Annotated in this window: 14 protein-coding genes and 1 pseudogene; 10 read left to right on the top strand and 5 right to left on the bottom strand. The window is 72.8% G+C overall.

The genetic code is table 11. The annotated features are described in order from the left end of the window. The first annotated feature begins 51 nt into the window (after nucleotides 1-51). Nucleotides 52-852, top strand: coding sequence for a PucR family transcriptional regulator (locus tag K7C20_RS13650; protein ID WP_078953657.1), 801 nt, complete (start codon nucleotides 52-54; stop codon nucleotides 850-852). Between the two features lie 337 nt (nucleotides 853-1,189). Here K7C20_RS13650 and K7C20_RS13645 read toward each other — a convergent pair whose 3' ends face one another. From K7C20_RS13645 to K7C20_RS13635, 3 genes are all read right to left on the bottom strand, one after another. Further along, the gene (locus K7C20_RS13645) at nucleotides 1,190-2,662 is read right to left on the bottom strand and encodes a DUF1996 domain-containing protein (protein WP_030077318.1); all 1,473 of its coding nucleotides are present in this window, start codon (nucleotides 2,660-2,662) and stop codon (nucleotides 1,190-1,192) included. Nucleotides 2,663-2,806: 144 nt separating this feature from the next. Further along, nucleotides 2,807-3,454 (bottom strand): DUF4142 domain-containing protein, encoded by a 648-nt coding sequence (locus K7C20_RS13640; RefSeq protein WP_030077316.1) that lies wholly within the window; start codon nucleotides 3,452-3,454, stop codon nucleotides 2,807-2,809. Between the two features lie 202 nt (nucleotides 3,455-3,656). Next, nucleotides 3,657-5,555, bottom strand: a complete 1,899-nt coding sequence (locus tag K7C20_RS13635; RefSeq protein ID WP_030077313.1) for an AMP-dependent synthetase/ligase — start codon at nucleotides 5,553-5,555, stop codon at nucleotides 3,657-3,659. Between the two features lie 161 nt (nucleotides 5,556-5,716). Between K7C20_RS13635 and K7C20_RS13630 the strand changes: the two genes are divergently transcribed. The 3 genes from K7C20_RS13630 (at nucleotide 5,717) to K7C20_RS13620 (ending at nucleotide 8,221) form a co-directional block, all read left to right on the top strand. Further along, a complete protein-coding gene (locus K7C20_RS13630) occupies nucleotides 5,717-6,022 on the top strand; it encodes a DUF6412 domain-containing protein (protein WP_030077311.1) in 306 nt (101 codons plus the stop codon). Nucleotides 6,023-6,123: 101 nt separating this feature from the next. Next, nucleotides 6,124-7,224: a YidC/Oxa1 family membrane protein insertase gene (locus K7C20_RS39270; RefSeq protein WP_053210550.1), complete on the top strand. Its 1,101-nt coding sequence runs from the start codon at nucleotides 6,124-6,126 to the stop codon at nucleotides 7,222-7,224. A gap of 139 nt (nucleotides 7,225-7,363) precedes the next feature. Then, a complete protein-coding gene (locus tag K7C20_RS13620; protein ID WP_053210551.1) occupies nucleotides 7,364-8,221 on the top strand; it encodes a fumarylacetoacetate hydrolase family protein in 858 nt (285 codons plus the stop codon). Nucleotides 8,222-8,456: 235 nt separating this feature from the next. Here K7C20_RS13620 and K7C20_RS13615 read toward each other — a convergent pair whose 3' ends face one another. Further along, a complete protein-coding gene (locus K7C20_RS13615; protein WP_030077297.1) occupies nucleotides 8,457-8,945 on the bottom strand; it encodes a heme-degrading domain-containing protein in 489 nt (162 codons plus the stop codon). Continuing rightward, nucleotides 8,942-10,054, bottom strand: a complete 1,113-nt coding sequence (locus tag K7C20_RS13610; RefSeq protein WP_107083547.1) for a Gfo/Idh/MocA family oxidoreductase — start codon at nucleotides 10,052-10,054, stop codon at nucleotides 8,942-8,944. The genes K7C20_RS13615 and K7C20_RS13610 overlap by 4 nt, the downstream gene beginning before the upstream one ends. 65 nt (nucleotides 10,055-10,119) lie before the next feature. On the opposite strand from K7C20_RS13610, the gene K7C20_RS13605 reads away from it, so the two are divergent. The 6 genes and pseudogenes from K7C20_RS13605 (at nucleotide 10,120) to K7C20_RS13580 (ending at nucleotide 15,593) form a co-directional block, all read left to right on the top strand. Then, nucleotides 10,120-11,259: an ROK family transcriptional regulator gene (locus K7C20_RS13605; RefSeq protein ID WP_078953656.1), complete on the top strand. Its 1,140-nt coding sequence runs from the start codon at nucleotides 10,120-10,122 to the stop codon at nucleotides 11,257-11,259. Between the two features lie 122 nt (nucleotides 11,260-11,381). Next, nucleotides 11,382-11,597, top strand: a pseudogene (locus K7C20_RS13600) (GntR family transcriptional regulator); the annotation flags it as partial. Nucleotides 11,598-11,829: 232 nt separating this feature from the next. Then, the gene (locus K7C20_RS13595; RefSeq protein ID WP_030077287.1) at nucleotides 11,830-12,609 is read left to right on the top strand and encodes an HAD-IIA family hydrolase; all 780 of its coding nucleotides are present in this window, start codon (nucleotides 11,830-11,832) and stop codon (nucleotides 12,607-12,609) included. 330 nt (nucleotides 12,610-12,939) lie between these two features. Continuing rightward, nucleotides 12,940-13,386: a hypothetical protein gene (locus K7C20_RS13590; RefSeq protein ID WP_053210553.1), complete on the top strand. Its 447-nt coding sequence runs from the start codon at nucleotides 12,940-12,942 to the stop codon at nucleotides 13,384-13,386. A gap of 316 nt (nucleotides 13,387-13,702) precedes the next feature. Beyond that, the gene (locus tag K7C20_RS13585; protein WP_053208809.1) at nucleotides 13,703-14,407 is read left to right on the top strand and encodes a sortase domain-containing protein; all 705 of its coding nucleotides are present in this window, start codon (nucleotides 13,703-13,705) and stop codon (nucleotides 14,405-14,407) included. 112 nt (nucleotides 14,408-14,519) lie between these two features. After that, complete coding sequence (locus tag K7C20_RS13580) at nucleotides 14,520-15,593, top strand: glycoside hydrolase family 6 protein (RefSeq protein WP_053208810.1); 1,074 nt, start codon at nucleotides 14,520-14,522, stop codon at nucleotides 15,591-15,593. Nucleotides 15,594-15,809: the final 216 nt, after the last annotated feature.

Here is a 15,809-nt window from a genome sequence, read left to right as displayed (position 1 = left end):
CAAAAAGAGTCGGAGAGTAAACCTCGGGCAGTACCCTCCGTTGTGACTCCGATGCCGGTGGCCCGGGCCCGCCAGGACCTGTTCGATGTGCTCGCCGGACAACGGGAGCTGCCGGAGGAGGGCTTGGCCGACCTGTCCCGCGCTGCGGGCTGGCCGGTCCCCGAGACCCTCCAGGCCGTTGTCCTCGCCACTCCCGCAGAAGCCGCCCAACTCGCCGCGGCGCTCGGGCATGCCCTCATCGGCTCCGTCGACGGGTACACCTGTCTGTTCGTCCCCGACCCGGCCACCCAGACCCGGGCCCGCCTGGAGGCGGCGCTCAAGGGCAGGCCGGCCGCGGTCGGTCACGTCGTTCCGGCCACCGACACCGCGTCGTCGCTGCGTTGGGCCCGCTATCTGCTGACGCTGGCTCCGGGCCGGGTCGGCCCCGAGTCACGGCCCGCGTTCGTCGACGACCACCTCTCGGCGCTGCTGCTGCTCCAGGACGAGTCGCTGGCGGACGCGCTGACGTCCCGCTGGCTGGGCCCGCTGGAGGAGCTGACGCCCCGGCAGAGCGAGCGGCTCGAAGTCACGCTGCTGGCGTGGCTGGAGGGCGGCGGAGCACCGGAGGCGGCCAAGCTGTTGCATGTGCACCCGCAGACGGTGCGCTACCGCCTGCGCCAGATCGAGAAGCTCTTCGGTCCGGTGCTGCGTGATCCGCGTACCCGCTTCGAGCTGGAGATGGCGCTGCGCAGCCGCCGTCTGATGGCGCACGTCCGCAGCTACCGCGCACGGGCCGGCCGCCGGGCGCGGGCCGTCGCCTCGTCCATACGCCCGCTGGGCGTTGCCCGGGAGGCCCGCGTCAACGGTCTTTGAGGCACGGTTGACCCACCGAGCCCGTTGAGCTGACGGCCGGCCGGTACGGCGAGAGCCCTCCGGTACCGCGACAGCCTCCAGGTGCAGAGCGGCGGCCCCGACCCCCGGGAATCCGGGTCGGGGCCGCCGCTTTGTGATGCCCAGGGGGCCGTGAGTCTCTCAGGGGGCACCGCTCCGGGGGCGCTCCCTCAGGGGATACCTCTCCGGGGAAGCCCCTGAGTCCCTCAGAGGGCGCCTCTCCGAGGTAGCTCGTGGGCGCCCCCAGGGGACACCTCCCCCAGGGCGCCCGTGAGCCCCTTGGGGGATACCTCCTCCAAGGGGCTCACGGGCGGGACCCTCAGGTGCAGTTACGGCCGCCGTTGATGCAGTCGACGGCCTTGCTCATCAGCTGGTCCGGCATCACGTTGATGAAGTCACCGTGGTCGGTCACCGGTTTGTGCAGCTGTTCGGGGAAGCTGTCCACCGCGAAGCTCTGGCCCTGCGGGACGTCGTAGGTGATCCGCTGGACGAGCTGCGGGATCGCCTTGAAGCCTTGGGGGCAGGCGCCGTTCTGGTCCGAGAACGTCACGTGGTCACGGTGGTTGCCGCTGTCGATGTCCTGGCCGTTCCAGCAGTTCTGGAAGGCGAAGGTCCGCACGACCTGCGAGCCCTGCGGGCACAGCGGGTACTTGTCCTTCAGCTGCCGGTCCTCGAAGCCGGTGCAGCTCCAGGAGGCGTTGGCGTTCTTGGTGCCGTTGGTGAAGGCTTTGGCGTCGCCGGTGATGATCTTCATGAAGCGCGGCATCGCCTCGACCTGGCCGACCTGGCTGCCGCGGAACGTCAGGGTCACCGTGGCCGGGGTCAGCGTCGTGCCGACGTTGGCGTCCTGCGCGGCTCCCGGCTTCTGCTCCGCGTTCCCGTCCAGCTTGCGCAGCACGGGCCAGTAGTGGGTCGACTGGTCGCCGTTGTCGCAGGTGGTGTCGGAGGCGGCGAGCTTGTTGTCGTCGGAGAAGGCGTCGGTGGCCTTGTTGCCGACGTAGTCGTGGGTGTGGTGGGCGCCGTTGCTGACCCCCGGCGTCACGATGACGTTGTCGGAGTTGAAGTGGCCGTCCTCATTGCGGCCGCACTCGGTGGTGAAGGTGCCCGTCGAGGCGTTGCCTCCCTGGGGGGCGGCGAACGGCGGGGCGTCCGCGTTCGGCTGGACGTTGTTGATGTCGACGAAGTCGTCGGGGGAGGGACCGCCGACCTGGCCCTGCTGGCCGCCGTCCTGACCCTGCTGACCCTGCTGGTCCTGGCCCTGCTGGTCCTGCCCCTGCTGGTCCTGGTTCTGGTTCTGGTCCTGGTTCTGATCCGCGCCCTGGGTCTGGTTCTGCCCCTGGTACCAGCCGTCCTGCACGGACTTGGTGGAGTCACTGCCGCCCGCGCCGGCGCCCTCGTCCACCGGCTTGGTGGTACAGCCGCTCATCTTCAGCAGGTAGCTGGGCCGCTTGGTGTTCTTGGCTATCGCGGTGACCATCATCTTGATGGTCTTCTGCCGCTGCGCCTTGAGCGGGTTCAGCACGTCGGCGCCGCTGCCGCCCATCATCTTGTGGTAGGCGTCGTGCACCTGCTTGTCGAGCGAGGACAGCCCCTTGGAGACCGAGAGCTGTGCACTGCGCGGAACGGTGCGCAGCCGTTCCCCCACATCGGGGCAGGAGATGGTGATGGCGGACGCGGTGTGCTGCTGGTGGCCGGACATCGTGCCCGGTGTGTTGTTGCCGGCCAGCGCCGTGGTGGCGTAGGCGGCCAGTCCGCCGCCGCCCAGCAGCAGGGCGGTGCCGCCGATGAGCATTCTGTTCGTCAAACGCGAGCGTTTATGGGCCTGTTGCCGTTGCCTCATGAGATCACTTCGCTTCGTCCGATGTGAGGGGTGTCGTCCTGCTTCGGTTCACAGAGGGTCGTGATGGGCGCCTCCCAACGGGGTGCCTGCACCAGGTCAGCTGGAGTGCAGGGTGTTGAAGTCGACCTGGCCGGTCTTCTCCAGGAACGTGATGTGGTCCAGCACGACATCGTTGGCGCGGTCGGCCAGAGCGCGCACCATCGTGTTCGTGGTCTGGTCACGGACCAGGGCCACCAGCCCGAAGACCTTGCCGTGGGCCCGGCGCAGCAGCTCCGCGAACAGCGCCTCGAACTCCTTGCCCTGGGCGGCGTTGAGCTGCCCGAGCCAGCCCTGCTGGGCGGCGTTGGGCTCAGTGGGCAGGTCGACGCCCAGCGCCCGCCCGGCCTCGTTCGACCGCCGGTCCAACTCGGTGTGTCCCGCCACGAGATGGTTGCCGGCCGTGCGCACGGCGGCAGTCGTCCCGCGCTGCTGCGCCATCCGGCCCGAGGGCAGCTCCCACAGCCCGGCCAGCTTGACCTTGCGTACGAAGTCCCGGTCCATCGCGGTGAGCGGACCGTAGCGGGTGTCGACCGTGCCCCCGCCGTCGTCGTCGTACGTGAGGGTGGTGGTCGCCGCGGCTGCGGACTCGCCGAAGAGCTGGACGGGCAGCAGCAGCGCCGCGAGCGTGGCCACGAGCGCAGCTACCACCAGTCCCGTGGCGATGGTCCGCCCGGATGTTGCGGAATTGCTGAGGATGGACCGCACACGGCCTCCCGGTTCGTCACTACTGGAATCCCACCGGACGCTAAGTGCCGTACCGGGCCCGCGGGCCGGTCTCCTCACCCCTGGACAAATAACGGCCGGGCCCGCCGCGGCACTGCTACGGTGCGCGGGCGGGCCCGGCCGGGATGCGGGTGACGTGCGCCGGATGCCGTATGCCCGGCCGGGCCCGTCCAACCCACGGCGCTCAGCGCGCGTACAGCCCTGCCGTCGCCCATCTGCGACGGTCCCGCCGCGTTCCGGGCTCCTCGTGCTTGCCCTCCGCGTACAGGGCGTCGATCTCCGCCGCGTACGTCCGCACGATCGCCGCGCGCCGCAGCTTCAGCGACGGTGTCACCAGCCCCGACTCCTGGCTGAACTCGCCCGGCAGCACCCGGAAGGCGCGGATCGACTCGGCCCGCGACACCGACGCGTTCGCCCGCGCCACCGCCCGTCGTACCTCCGCCTGCAACTGCTCCTCCGGCGACGGTGCCGTGCTGTCCGCGCCGGGCTCGTCACGCAGCCTGCGCCAGTGCGCCAGCGCCTCCGGGTCCAGCGTGATCAGCGCGGTGACGTACGGCCGGTTGTCGCCGACCACCACACACTGCGAGACCAGCGGATGGGCGCGCAGGCGCTGCTCCAGCCCCTGCGGGGCCACGCTCTTGCCGTTGCTGGTGATGATGACGTCCTTCTTGCGGCCGGTGATGACGAGATAGCCGTCGTCGTCCAGATGCCCCAGGTCGCCGGTCGGCAGCCAGCCGTCGTACAGCCCGCTGCCCGGTGAGCCGCCCTCCTCCAGGTAGCCGGCGAACACCACCGCACCGCGCACCCACACCTCACCGTCCAGCGCCAGATGCACCGCGCTGCCCGGCAGCGGCAGGCCCACCGTCCCGAACCGCACCCTGCCGGGCGGCTGTACGGTGATCGCGCCGCTGGTCTCCGTCAGGCCGTAGCCGTCGTAGACGGTGATACCGATCCCGGCGAAGAGCAGCCCCAGCTCACGGAAGAGCGGCGAACCGCCGGAGACCGCGGTGCGCACCCGGCCGCCCAGCGTCTCCCGGATACGGGAGTACACCAGCCGGTCGTAGAGTGCGTGCCGGGCCCGCAGGAACGGGTCGGGACCGCGCCCGGTGCCCCGCGCCTCCTCCGCGAGCGCCTCCGCGTAGCGCACCGCCACCGTCATCGCCGCGTCGAACGTCCGCTGCCGGCCCGCCGCTTCCGCCGCGAGCCGGGCACGGGCGCAGATCTTCTCGAAGACGTACGGCACCGCGAACAGGAACGTCGGACGGAACGAGGCGAGGGCCGGCAACAGCTCCTCCGACGTCACATCCGGCTGATGGGCGAGCTTCACCCCGCCGCGCAGACACGCCACCTGCACCATCAGCCCGTAGATGTGGGCGAAAGGCAGAAACGCCAGCAGCGACGGCCGCTCGCCGGGCGGGGCCAGCAGTCCGCCCCAGCCCGCGTAGAGGGTGTCGCACTGGGCGGCGAGATTGGCGTGGGTGATCACACAGCCGCGCGGCCTCCCGGTGGTCCCCGACGTGTACACGATCGCCGCGACACTGTCCGGGGAGACCAGGTGTCGCATCCGGTGCACATCCGCCTCGGGCAGCCGGGTGCCCTCCTCCGTCAGCCGCCGGACGCAGTCCAGGTCCAGCTGCCAGAGCCGGCGCAGCGTGGCCCGCTCGTTGCAGGCCTCGGCCACGGTCATGGCCTGCGCCTCGTTCTCGACGACGATCGCGGTGACCTTCGCCCCGACGAGGATGCAGCGCAGCTGTTCGGCCGATGCGGTCGGATAGACCGGTACCAGCTGCGCGCCCACCGCCCACAGCGCATAGGTGAACAACGTCCACTCGTAACGCGTCCGGGACATCACCGCGACCCGGGTGCCGGGCCGGACCCCGTCCGCCAGCAGCCCCCTGGCCAGGGCCATGACTTCGTCCCGGAATTCCGCCGCGGACACCTCCTGCCAGCCGCCGGACGCTCTGCCGTCACGGCGGGCGAGCTGAGCGAAGTCCGGCTGGTGCGTGGCGGTGTCGAACACGGAGTCGGCGAGACCGCCGGTCCGCAGTGGCGCCGCCAGGGCCGGAACGCTGATGTCGCGCACAGCACCTCCTAGGTGTTCCCCCTTGGTCCCCCTGCTCCGCCGTCCGTCCCGACGGCAGGGGGGCAAGTTATCGGCCGGTCTCCCGGCTGCCCAGATGTGTGGCTACTCTTGAGCGGAAGCCGATAAGTCTTGACGACCGGACAACCTGAGGAGGGCGCTGGATGTACCGCATCGTCGATTCCTGGCGCCTGTACACCTCAGCGCTCTTCTTCGTCCTGGCCGGCTTCCTGCTCACGCAGACCGGCCTCACCACGGCCCTGACCGCCGCCGCGACCACCGGCGCGCTGCTGCTCCTGTGCCGCGCCTTCCTGATCGCGGCCTGCGCCCGGCCCGTACCACCGGGCCGGATCCGTACGGCCCTGCGCGACCGCGAGCGGCGTACGGCATTCCTGCCCCAACGTGATCCCGACGCGGCCGGCCGGCCGCGCCCCCGAGCACCGGGCCGTCCCCTTCCGACGGCCGCGTAGGCGCACGGTCAGGTCACCGCACCGCACCGCAATGCGCGTCCGCGCGGCTCGTCACGCCGAATCCACATCCCGGCACGACGAGACCCGTGGAGGGCTCACCCATGTCCATGTTCGGCTTTCTCGGCGACGCGCTGGCGCACGGCGCCGAGGCGCTCGCCCCGCTCTTCGGCCCCGCGGCCATGGCCGCCACCATCGTCCTGTGCACCCTCGGCGTCCGCGCCGCGCTGCACCCGCTCGCCCGCGCCGCGGCCCGTGGCGAGAAGGCCCGCTCGGCGCTCGCCCCGCAGCTCGCCGAACTCCAGCGCAAGCACAAGGGCAACCCCGAGCGGCTCCAGAAGGCGATGTCCGAGCTGTACGCCGAGACCGGGTCCTCGCCCCTGGCCGGCTGTCTGCCGACCCTGCTCCAGCTGCCCGTCTTCTTCGTGATGTACCACCTGTTCTCCACCGGGGGCGGCGGTCTCCTGGACCACACGCTGCTGGGCGCGCCGCTCGGCGGTCACTGGAGCGAGGCGCTGGCGGACGGCGGGGTCTTCGGGCCGCACGGGCTGGTCTATCTCGCGCTGTTCGTGGTGATCGCGGTGGTCGCCACCTGGAACTTCCGGCGGGCCCGGGCCACGATGGCCAAGACCCCGCAGCCGGCCGCGGGCGGCAGTGCCGCGGTGCCCGGCATGGCCTCCATGGCCAAGGTGATGCCGCTGCTGTCCTTCGGCACACTGATCACGGTGGCCGTGGTGCCGCTGGCCGCCGGGCTCTACATGGTCACGACGACGGCCTGGACGGCGTGCGAGCGGGCGCTGCTGCACCGGGACCGGGGGAGCGGCGACCGGGAGGCGGCCCCCGCGGCAGCCTCCGCGGCGGCCCCCGCCAAGGGGAAGCCGGCAGGCGGCAAGGGGAAGCGGGCTGCGGCCCCTGCCAAGGGGGCGCCGGCCCGCGCCGGGAAGACGGCGGAGGCGGGCGTGGCCCGGACGGCGCCGTCCGGTGCGCAGGCGCCCGTACCGGCTGACGGTGCGTCGGGCGCCGGCGATCCGCGGCAGGGCCCGGCGCCGCAGCGTGCGGGCCGTAAGGGTGCGCCGAAGAGCCGCGCGGCACGGCAGCGGGCGGCCCGGGCGCGGGCCAACTCCCGGGCCACCGCCCGCCCGGCCGACGGGGCGAAGCCGCAAGGGGGCGGGGCTCCCGGGGAGATCGTTACTACCGCTCAGTAACGGTCCAGTCCTTGAACGGGGTCTTGCAGACTGGACCCCGTTCTTGGACGATCAGCCAAATCGCTCGATGGCCGTCCCCCATCGGCCGGCCCGGAAATCCCTTTCCAGGGCCGACCCTTCGACCACGGGAGTGCAATCGATGAAGCTGCTGCGTGTCGGAACTGTGGGGGCGGAACGCCCGGCGCTGCTCGACGGGAACGGGGTCCTGCGGGACCTGTCCGGCCTGGTGCCGGACATCGACGGAGCGCTGCTCGCGGAGGACGGGGCGCTGGCCCGGATCCGTACCGCGGCCGCGTCCGGTGACCTGCCACGGCTCGACGCGGCCGGGCTGCGCACCGGTCCGCCGCTGGCCCGGATCGGCAAGATCGTGTGCATCGGGCTGAACTACCACGACCATGCCAGGGAGACGGGGGCCGCGACCCCCGAGGAGCCGATCCTCTTCATGAAGGCCCCGGACACGGTCATCGGCCCCGACGACACGGTGCTGGTCCCGCGGGGCAGCGTGAAGACGGACTGGGAGGTCGAACTGGCCGTCGTCATCGGCCGCAGGGCCCGCTATCTGGAGAGCGACGAGCAGGCGCTGGCGGCGGTGGCCGGCTATGCGGTGGCGCACGACGTCTCCGAGCGCGCCTTCCAGATCGAACGCGGCGGCCAGTGGGACAAGGGCAAGAACTGCGAGACGTTCAACCCGCTGGGGCCGTGGCTGGTGACCGCCGACGAGGTGCCCGACCCGCAGGCCCTCGGCCTGCGGCTGTGGGTCAACGGCGAGCTGAAGCAGGACGGCACGACCGCCGAGCAGATCTTCCCGGTGGCCGAAGTGGTCCGCTACGTCAGCCAGTTCATGACCCTCCACCCGGGCGATGTCATCAACACCGGCACCCCGGCCGGCGTCGCCATGGGCCGGCCGGAACCCAAGCCGTATCTGCGGGCCGGTGATGTGGTGGAGCTGGAGATCGACGGCCTGGGCCGCCAGCGCCAGGAACTCAAGGACGCCTGAGCGGAAGGCGGTGCGGCAGCACGGCGGTGCGGCAGCACGGCGGTGCGGCAGCACGGCGGTGCGGCGGGGAGAGGCCCCGGCCTGCCCGGGTTCTCTCTCTCGCCGTGCACGGGCAGTCGGGCCGTCCGTGCCCACGACGGGCAGTCGGGCCGTGTCCACGACGGGCAGTTGGGCCGCCCGTGCCCATGACGGGCAGTGGGGCCGTCTCCACGACAGGCAGTTGGGCCGTGCCCCCTCAGCCCGCCGCCAGGAACCGCTCCAGCCCCTCCATCACCAGCGCGTGATCGTCGGCCTGGGGCAGCCCCGACACCGCGACCACGCCGACCACACCCGTCCCGCGCAGCCGGACCGGGAACGCCCCGCCGTGCGCGGCAAAGCGGTCCGGGTCCAGCCGGGAGGACTCCTCGAAGGTGCGGCCCTTGGCGCGGAACCGGGCGCCGACCAGGTAGGAGGACTCGCCGTAGCGTTCGACGACGGCACATTTGCGGGCGATCCAGGCGTCGTTGTCGGCGGAGGTGCCCGCCAGCGCGCAGTGGAACAGCTGCTGGGTGCCGCGCCGGATCCCGACCGTCACCGCGGCGCCGCGCTCGCGCGCCAGCTCCACCAGCAGCGAGCCCAGGTGCCAGGCGTCCTCGTTGCTGAAGGCGTCGAGGACCAACCGGTCTTCCTGCGCCGCCAGTTCGCGGATCTCCTCGTCCGTCGCCCGCGGACCGGCCGGGCTCATGCGCGCTCCTCGATCCGGACCGTACGGCCTTCGGCGGCGGAGAGCTTCGCGGCCTCCAGGACGCGCAGCGCGGCCGCGGCCTCGGTGGCGGTGACCGGCGGCGGGCCGCCCTCGCGCAGCGCCCGTGCGATCGCGGCGTAGTACGCGGGGTAGTCGCCCGGCAGGGTCGGTACGGGCTCGCCGCCCCCGGCCCGCGGGGACGCCCCGGCGCCCAGTCGGCCGTATGCGGACTCCGGCTCCACGCCCCACTCGGCGCCCTTGTCGCCCGGGCGGCGGCCCTCGCGCAGCGCGGCCTCCTGCGGGTCCAGACCGTGCTTCACATAGCCCGCCCTGCTGCCCAGCACCCGCAGGCGCGGGCCGAGCATGGCGGTGGTGGCGCTCATCCACAGGTGGGAGCGGACGCCGCCGGCGTGGGTGAGGGCGATGAAGGAGTCGTCGTCGGCCTCCGCTCCCGGGCGGCGGACCTCGGACTCGGCGTAGACGGAGACGGCCGGGCCGAACAGGACCAGCGCCTGGTCGACGAGGTGGCTGCCGAGGTCGTAGAGGAGTCCGCCGATCTCCGCCGGGTCGCCGGACTCGCGCCAGCCGCCCTTGGGCTCGGGCCGCCAGCGCTCGAAGCGGGACTCGAAGCGGTAGATGTCGCCGAGCGCGCCCTCCTCGATCAGCTTGCGGGCGGTGCGGAAGTCGTTGTCCCAGCGGCGGTTCTGGAAGACGGAGAGCAGCAGGCCGCGGTCCTCGGCGAGCGCGGCGAGCTGCTCGGCCTCGGCGGCGGTCGCGGCCAGCGGCTTGTCGACCACCACCGGCAGACCGGTCTCCAGCGCGGCGGTGGCGAGCGGCACATGCGTCTTGTTCGGCGTCGCCAGCACGATCAGATCGAGGTCCGCGGCGCGCGCGAGCACCGCCTCGGGGGTGCCGACCGTACGGACTCCCGGGTGCTCGGCGCGGGCCTGCGCCTGCCGCTCCGGGTTGGCCGTCGAGACGGTGTCGAGCTGAAGTCCTTCGGTGGCCGCGATCAGCGGGGCATGGAAGACCGAGCCCGCCAGCCCGTAGCCGAGGAGGCCGACGCGGAGCGGTTCATGGGGGGCGGCGGTGCCGGGGGAGTCGCTCATCTCGCTCATGGCTCCCACTTAAGCAACGGTGTTGCCAAAGTGCAAGCGATGCGGACAATGGGTGGGTGAGCAGCAACGACATCGCCCACGGCGGCTTCGCCGGCAACCCGGGCGCCAACCTTCCCGCGCTGCGCGGCCACAACGCCGCACTGGTGCTCGGGCTGCTGCGCGCGGCCGGCGAGGAGGGCGTCAGCCGGCTGGAGCTCGCCGGCCGCATCGGGCTGACCCCGCAGGCCGTCAGCAAGATCACCGCCCGGCTGCGGGCCGACGGCATGGTCGCCGAGGCGGGCCGCCGTGCCTCCACGGGCGGGAAGCCCGCCACCGTCCTGCGGCTGGTCCCCGGCGCCCGGCACGCCGTCGGGCTGCACCTGGACCGCGATGAGCTCACCGCCGTACTCGCCGACCTCGCGGGGGAAGCGGTCGCCGTACGCCGCGCCCCGCTCGCCTTCGAAGCGGGCGCCGGGCAGGTGCTCGCCACCGCCGAACGGGAGGTCGCTGCGCTGCGCGCGGAAGCCGGCGGGCCGCCGGTCCTGGGCGCCGGGGTGGCCTGCCCCGGCCCGCTGGACCACACCACCGGCGTCCTGCACCGGGTCACCGGCGCGCCCCGGTGGGACGGCTTCCCCCTGCGGGACGCTCTCGCCGAACGACTCGGCCTGCCCGTCGTCCTCGACAAGGACACCAATGCGGCGGCGCTCGGCCTGGCCCATGACAACGACGTACTGTCGGGCGCCGGCTCGTTCGGATATCTGCATCTGGGCACCGGACTCGGCGCCGGGCTCGTACTGGGCGGCAGCCTCTACCGCGGCGCGCGCACCGGCGCCGGGGAGTTCGGCCACCAGATCGTGCAGTGGGACGGGCCGATTTGCGGCTGCGGGCGGCGCGGCTGCATCGAGGCGCTGTGCCTGGCCGCGGTGGCGCGCGGCGACCTGCCGGGCGCGGCGCGGGCGCTGGGTGTGGGCGCCGCCAACCTCGTCGAGCTGCTGGACATCGACCGGGTGCTGCTCGGCGGGCGCACCGTCCTGGAGCATCCCCAAGCCTTCCTCGGGGGCGTGGCCCAGGCGCTCGACGAGCAGGCCGGCACCCGCGGCAGAGCCGGTGCCGGGCGCGCGGTGCCGGTGGCGCTCGCCCGGGGCGGTGCGCGGACGGTCGCGGACGGGGCGGCGGAACTGGTGCTGGCACCCCTGTTCGGGGCGCGGCAGTCGTGAGCCTGGGGGCTGCGGGCGGGAGGGCCGGGCGGCTGGGGCGCTGGGGGGCGGGGGCGCAGATCGCCGCGCCACGGCGCTCGGCTGCCGCCCCCCGCCTCGCGCCGTAACGCGAAGATCGCGGCGTGGAGTTCCCGTACGGCCAGGATCCTGGCGCACCCTTCCGGTCCGGCGGGTCCGGCGTCCCCGAGCACGGCCGCATTGCCAAGCACTACAGCGCCAAGGTGGGAATCGCCGAGCTGCTGGGGGAGTCGGGCGAGGGGGAAGTGCTGCCCGCCGAGCGCGAGCCGGCGCAGCGCTTCGAGGTCTCCCGCGAGACCCGGCGCCAGGCGTTGCGGGAGAGCGGCTCACCGAGGCGCTCTGTGACGTACTGCGGATCGCCGAGAGCCGGGGCGCGGAGGTTCCGGTGGCCGCGGAAGATCACGAGTGATTGCCGGGGTCAGGGGTATGGCCTGCTGACCTAGGGTGGGGGTGTCGGTCGTACGTACGGCAAGTGGACCATGTCCGCATGGGCCACGACGTGTGCGGGAGCGGGCCGACGCCCCTGGTCAACGCGTAGGCAGGAGTCCGGCAGTGGCAGAGCGCAAGCCGATCGAGTCATGGCTCACCGACATGGACGGCGTCCTGATGCACGAGGGCGTTCCGGTCCCCGGGGCGGACGCCTTCATCAAGCGGCTGCGCGAGTCGGGCAAGCCCTTTCTCGTACTGACCAACAACTCCATCTACACCCCGCGTGACCTGCACGCCCGCCTGAACCGCATCGGGCTGGAGGTGCCGTGGGAGTCGATCTGGACGTCCGCACTGGCCACCGCCCAGTTCCTGGACGACCAGCGGCCCGGCGGCACCGCGTACGTCATCGGGGAGGCGGGCCTCACCACCGCCCTGCACGACATCGGCTACGTCCTGACCGACCACTCCCCGGACTACGTCGTCCTCGGCGAGACCCGCACCTACAGCTTCGAGGCGCTGACGAAGGCGATCCGGCTGATCAACGACGGGGCGCGGTTCATCGCCACCAACCCCGACGAGACCGGCCCCTCCCCGCAGGGCGCGCTGCCCGCGACCGGCTCGGTGGCCGCGCTGATCACCAAGGCGACGGGCGTCGAGCCGTACTTCGTCGGCAAGCCCAACCCGCTGATGATGCGGCACGGGCTGAATGTCATCGGCGCCCACTCCGAGACCTCCGCCATGATCGGCGACCGGATGGACACCGATGTACTGGCCGGCCTGGAGGCGGGCATGGAGACCTTCCTCGTGCTGACCGGGCTGACCCGCCCCGACGAGATCGAGCGCCACCCGTTCCGGCCCTCCCGCGTGGTGGACTCGATCGCGGACCTCATCGACCTGGTGTGAGCGGCGCCCGGGGCGCATGACCTGGGGAGGCGGCGAGGCCGCATGACCTGGGGGAGGCGAGGCCGCATGACCTGGGCGGTCGACGTCGGGCGTGGGGCGGGGTGAGGCCGGCCGGGGCGATCCGGATCACTGGGTGCCCGACTCCTCCCGGTTCATTCGGCGCCCGGCCCCTCCCGGGGCACCCACGCCCGAACCCCCACCCGAACGGCGCAGCCTCGGACCGCACCGGATGCGGCCGGGCTCGTGCGGGCGGACCTTCGGAATTATCGGAGGTTCACCATGCGCTCACGGCAACTTGCTCTCTGTGCCACGGTCGCGGCTTGCGCGGTGATGACGACGCCCGCCCACGGCGGAGAGGCACGCGCCACCGGGACCGGAACGGTCTCCGTCACCCCCGCGTCGGCCGCCCCCGGCGGCGCGGTCGCCCCGCGGCTCGCCGGCCGCACTGACGGGCGGGCCGCCCTGCGACCGACGGCATTCGTCGACGCGGTACCGCACGCCCGGCCGGCGACGGGGCCGACCGGCCGCGCTTGGATACGTCCCGACGCCGCTCCACCCGCCCACCCCGCTCAGGCCGACCCCGTCGCTGCCCCAGTCGCCGCGCCCGTACACCCCGCTTCCGTCGCCGAGGCCTCCCCGCGTCGCGAGCTGAGCAGCACCTCGGCCGTCGGCCTGGTGCTGGCCGGCGGCGCCATCCTGGTCATCGCGGGGCAGCTGCTCCGGCTCCGGCTCCGGCTGCGCCGCGAACGGCGGGGCGACGAAGTCGATGAGCGCTGAGGACCGGGGGCGGGCCGAGGCCGCGGTCGGGGTGCCTGCCCTGTCCGGTGCGGGCGGCAGGAGCGGTGTACGGAGCAGGGGCGGTGTACGTGGCGCGGACGGTGTGCCTGCCACGAGCGTCGTATCGGGCACTACCGGCACGTCAGTATCTGGACCACCTCGCGCACCACATACATGCGGCACCTACGGCTCCCACGGCACCCTCGTCCGTCCCGATACCAGGATCAGCCCCGGCCACACCCACACCCCAACCCCAACCCCAACCCCAACCCCAACCCCCACCCCCACCCCCACCCCCGCAAGGCTCCTCGCCGGTGTGGCGTGGGCCGTGCTGTTGCTGGGGCTGTGGCTGTGGGGCCGCGATCTGGCGGAGGGGGTGGCCGCGCAGCTCGCCACGACCGGTGATGTCGCTGCCGTCGGGCGCCCGTTGGGCCGTCAGACGCCCCTGCATGCGCACGCCCCGGTGCCCACCGCCGTGACCGCGAGGCCCGTGGGGATCACCATCGGCGCACTCGGTGTACGAGAGGCCGGTATCACCGAACGGGGCCTCGACGAGCACGGCATCCTCACCCCGCCGCCGGACAACTCCCCGTCCCCCGTGGGCTGGTACGCGGCAGGGCCGCAACCGGGCGAGGCGGGTGCGGCACTGCTCGTGGGCCGGGCCGGCTCCGTCCGCGACCCGCGCGTCCAGGGGGCCGTCGTCCACCGTCTGGCCGGTCTCAAGCCGGGGGAGCGGCTGGACATCCAGCGCTCCGACGGCAGTACCGCACGCTTCACCGTCGAGGACGTCCAGCTCTACGACCGGGACCGCTTCGACGCGCGGAAGGCCTACGCCGCCCGCGACCGGGGCCGCTCCGAACTCCGGCTGATCGTCGCGGACGGCGGCCACAGCCGGGCCACGGACCGGTCTCGCGGCGGCGCCTCGAACGTGGTCGTGGTGTCGGCCTACTTGACGTCCCTTCAGCCCGCCGGCGCGAGGGGCGAACGAACCACCACAACCACCATTCGTCAAGCGCCTTAGCAGCCTGTGGACAGCCCCCTCCACAGGCCGACCCCGGCGGGTGGCCGTGTGCCACGATGGATCTCGTCGGCGGCCTCCGCCGACCGTGTTCGATGCTCCGAGGGGGGAGTGGATGTACGGCAATCTGCGACGGACGGCCGGGGTCGGTCCGCCGGGCGGGCCCCGTGAGGGCCGGCGGCGCACCGGGCATGCCAGGGCCGCATCGGCGGGGGCGGCGGTGGGGGCGCTGGCCCTGCTGCTCGTCGGCTGCTCCTCATCCGGCGACGACGACAGCGTCCCGTCCAAACCGGGCCAACGGCCCAAGTCCGTGGCGCCGTTCTGGGTCAATCCGGACAGCAAGGCGGCCCGCCAGGTGTCCTCGTACGGCGACGACGACAAAGCCTCGGACGCCCGCCTGGCCAACAAGATCGCGGCGCAGCCGGTCGCGGAATGGATAGGTGTCGACGACCCGCAGGGGGAGGCGCGCGGCTTCACCCAGGCGGCCGCCAAGGCCGACCGCGAGGCGCTGCTCGTGCTCTACAACATTCCGCACCGCGACTGCGGCAAGTACTCCCAGGGCGGCGCCGCCGACGGGAACGCCTACCGGGCCTGGCTGGACGGGGTGCTCAAAGGCATCGGCGACCGCGCCACCACCGTCGTCCTGGAGCCCGACGCGCTGCCGCACATCGCGGACAAGTGCACCCCGCAGCAGTTCCACGAGGAGCGTTACGCCCTGCTGACGGAGGCGGTCGGCAAACTCAAGGCGCTGCCGCACACCAAGGTCTATCTGGACGCCGGCAATCCGCACTGGATCAAGGATGCGGGCCAGATGGTCGAACCGCTCAAGCGGGCCGGCATCGACCGCGCCGACGGCTTCGCCCTCAACATCTCCAACTACCAGACCACCGCGGAGAACAAGAAGTACGGCAAGCGGCTGTCCGCCATGGTCGGCGGCAAGCCGTTCGTCATCGACACCAGCCGCAACGGCAACGGCCCGGCCCCGGGCGGTGACGACCCGGAAAACTGGTGCAACCCGCCCGGCCGCGCCCTGGGCACCCCACCGACCACCAAGACCGACGACCCCCTGATAGCCGCCTACCTGTGGATCAAGCGCCCGGGAGAGTCGGACGGGACGTGCAAGGGCGGCCCCAAGGCGGGCACCTGGTGGCCCGAGTACGCCCTGGGGCTGGCGCGTAGCGCGAAGTAGCGTCGTGCCGTGACGGCGACCGCAACCGGTCGCCGTCACGGCGGACGAACATGCCGAGCGCCAGCCTGTGGCGCCCCGGCGGACGAACATGCCGAGCGCGAGCATCTGGCGCCCAGGCTGGCGAACATGCCGAGCACACGAGCATCTGGCGCCCCGGCTGCCCGGCGGATCAGGGCCGGGCAGGGTCGGACAGGGGCGGACAGACCGCCCTCGGGG

The sequence above is a fragment of the Streptomyces decoyicus genome (genome assembly GCF_019880305.1).
Lineage (GTDB): Bacteria > Actinomycetota > Actinomycetes > Streptomycetales > Streptomycetaceae > Streptomyces > Streptomyces decoyicus.
The sequence above is the reverse complement of the archived record's forward strand: the minus strand, read 5'-3'. Positions and strand labels throughout refer to the sequence as shown.

Coding starts and splice junctions, on each gene's coding strand:
- K7C20_RS13650 (WP_078953657.1), top strand. CDS start 52: ATGCCGGTGGCCCGGGCCCGCCAGGACCTGTTCGATGTGCTCGCCGGA.
- K7C20_RS13645 (WP_030077318.1), bottom strand. CDS start 2,662: ATGCTCATCGGCGGCACCGCCCTGCTGCTGGGCGGCGGCGGACTGGCC.
- K7C20_RS13630 (WP_030077311.1), top strand. CDS start 5,717: ATGTACCGCATCGTCGATTCCTGGCGCCTGTACACCTCAGCGCTCTTC.
- K7C20_RS39270 (WP_053210550.1), top strand. CDS start 6,124: ATGTCCATGTTCGGCTTTCTCGGCGACGCGCTGGCGCACGGCGCCGAG.
- K7C20_RS13620 (WP_053210551.1), top strand. CDS start 7,364: ATGAAGCTGCTGCGTGTCGGAACTGTGGGGGCGGAACGCCCGGCGCTG.
- K7C20_RS13615 (WP_030077297.1), bottom strand. CDS start 8,945: ATGAGCCCGGCCGGTCCGCGGGCGACGGACGAGGAGATCCGCGAACTG.
- K7C20_RS13610 (WP_107083547.1), bottom strand. CDS start 10,054: ATGAGCGACTCCCCCGGCACCGCCGCCCCCCATGAACCGCTCCGCGTC.
- K7C20_RS13590 (WP_053210553.1), top strand. CDS start 12,940: ATGACGACGCCCGCCCACGGCGGAGAGGCACGCGCCACCGGGACCGGA.
- K7C20_RS13580 (WP_053208810.1), top strand. CDS start 14,520: ATGTACGGCAATCTGCGACGGACGGCCGGGGTCGGTCCGCCGGGCGGG.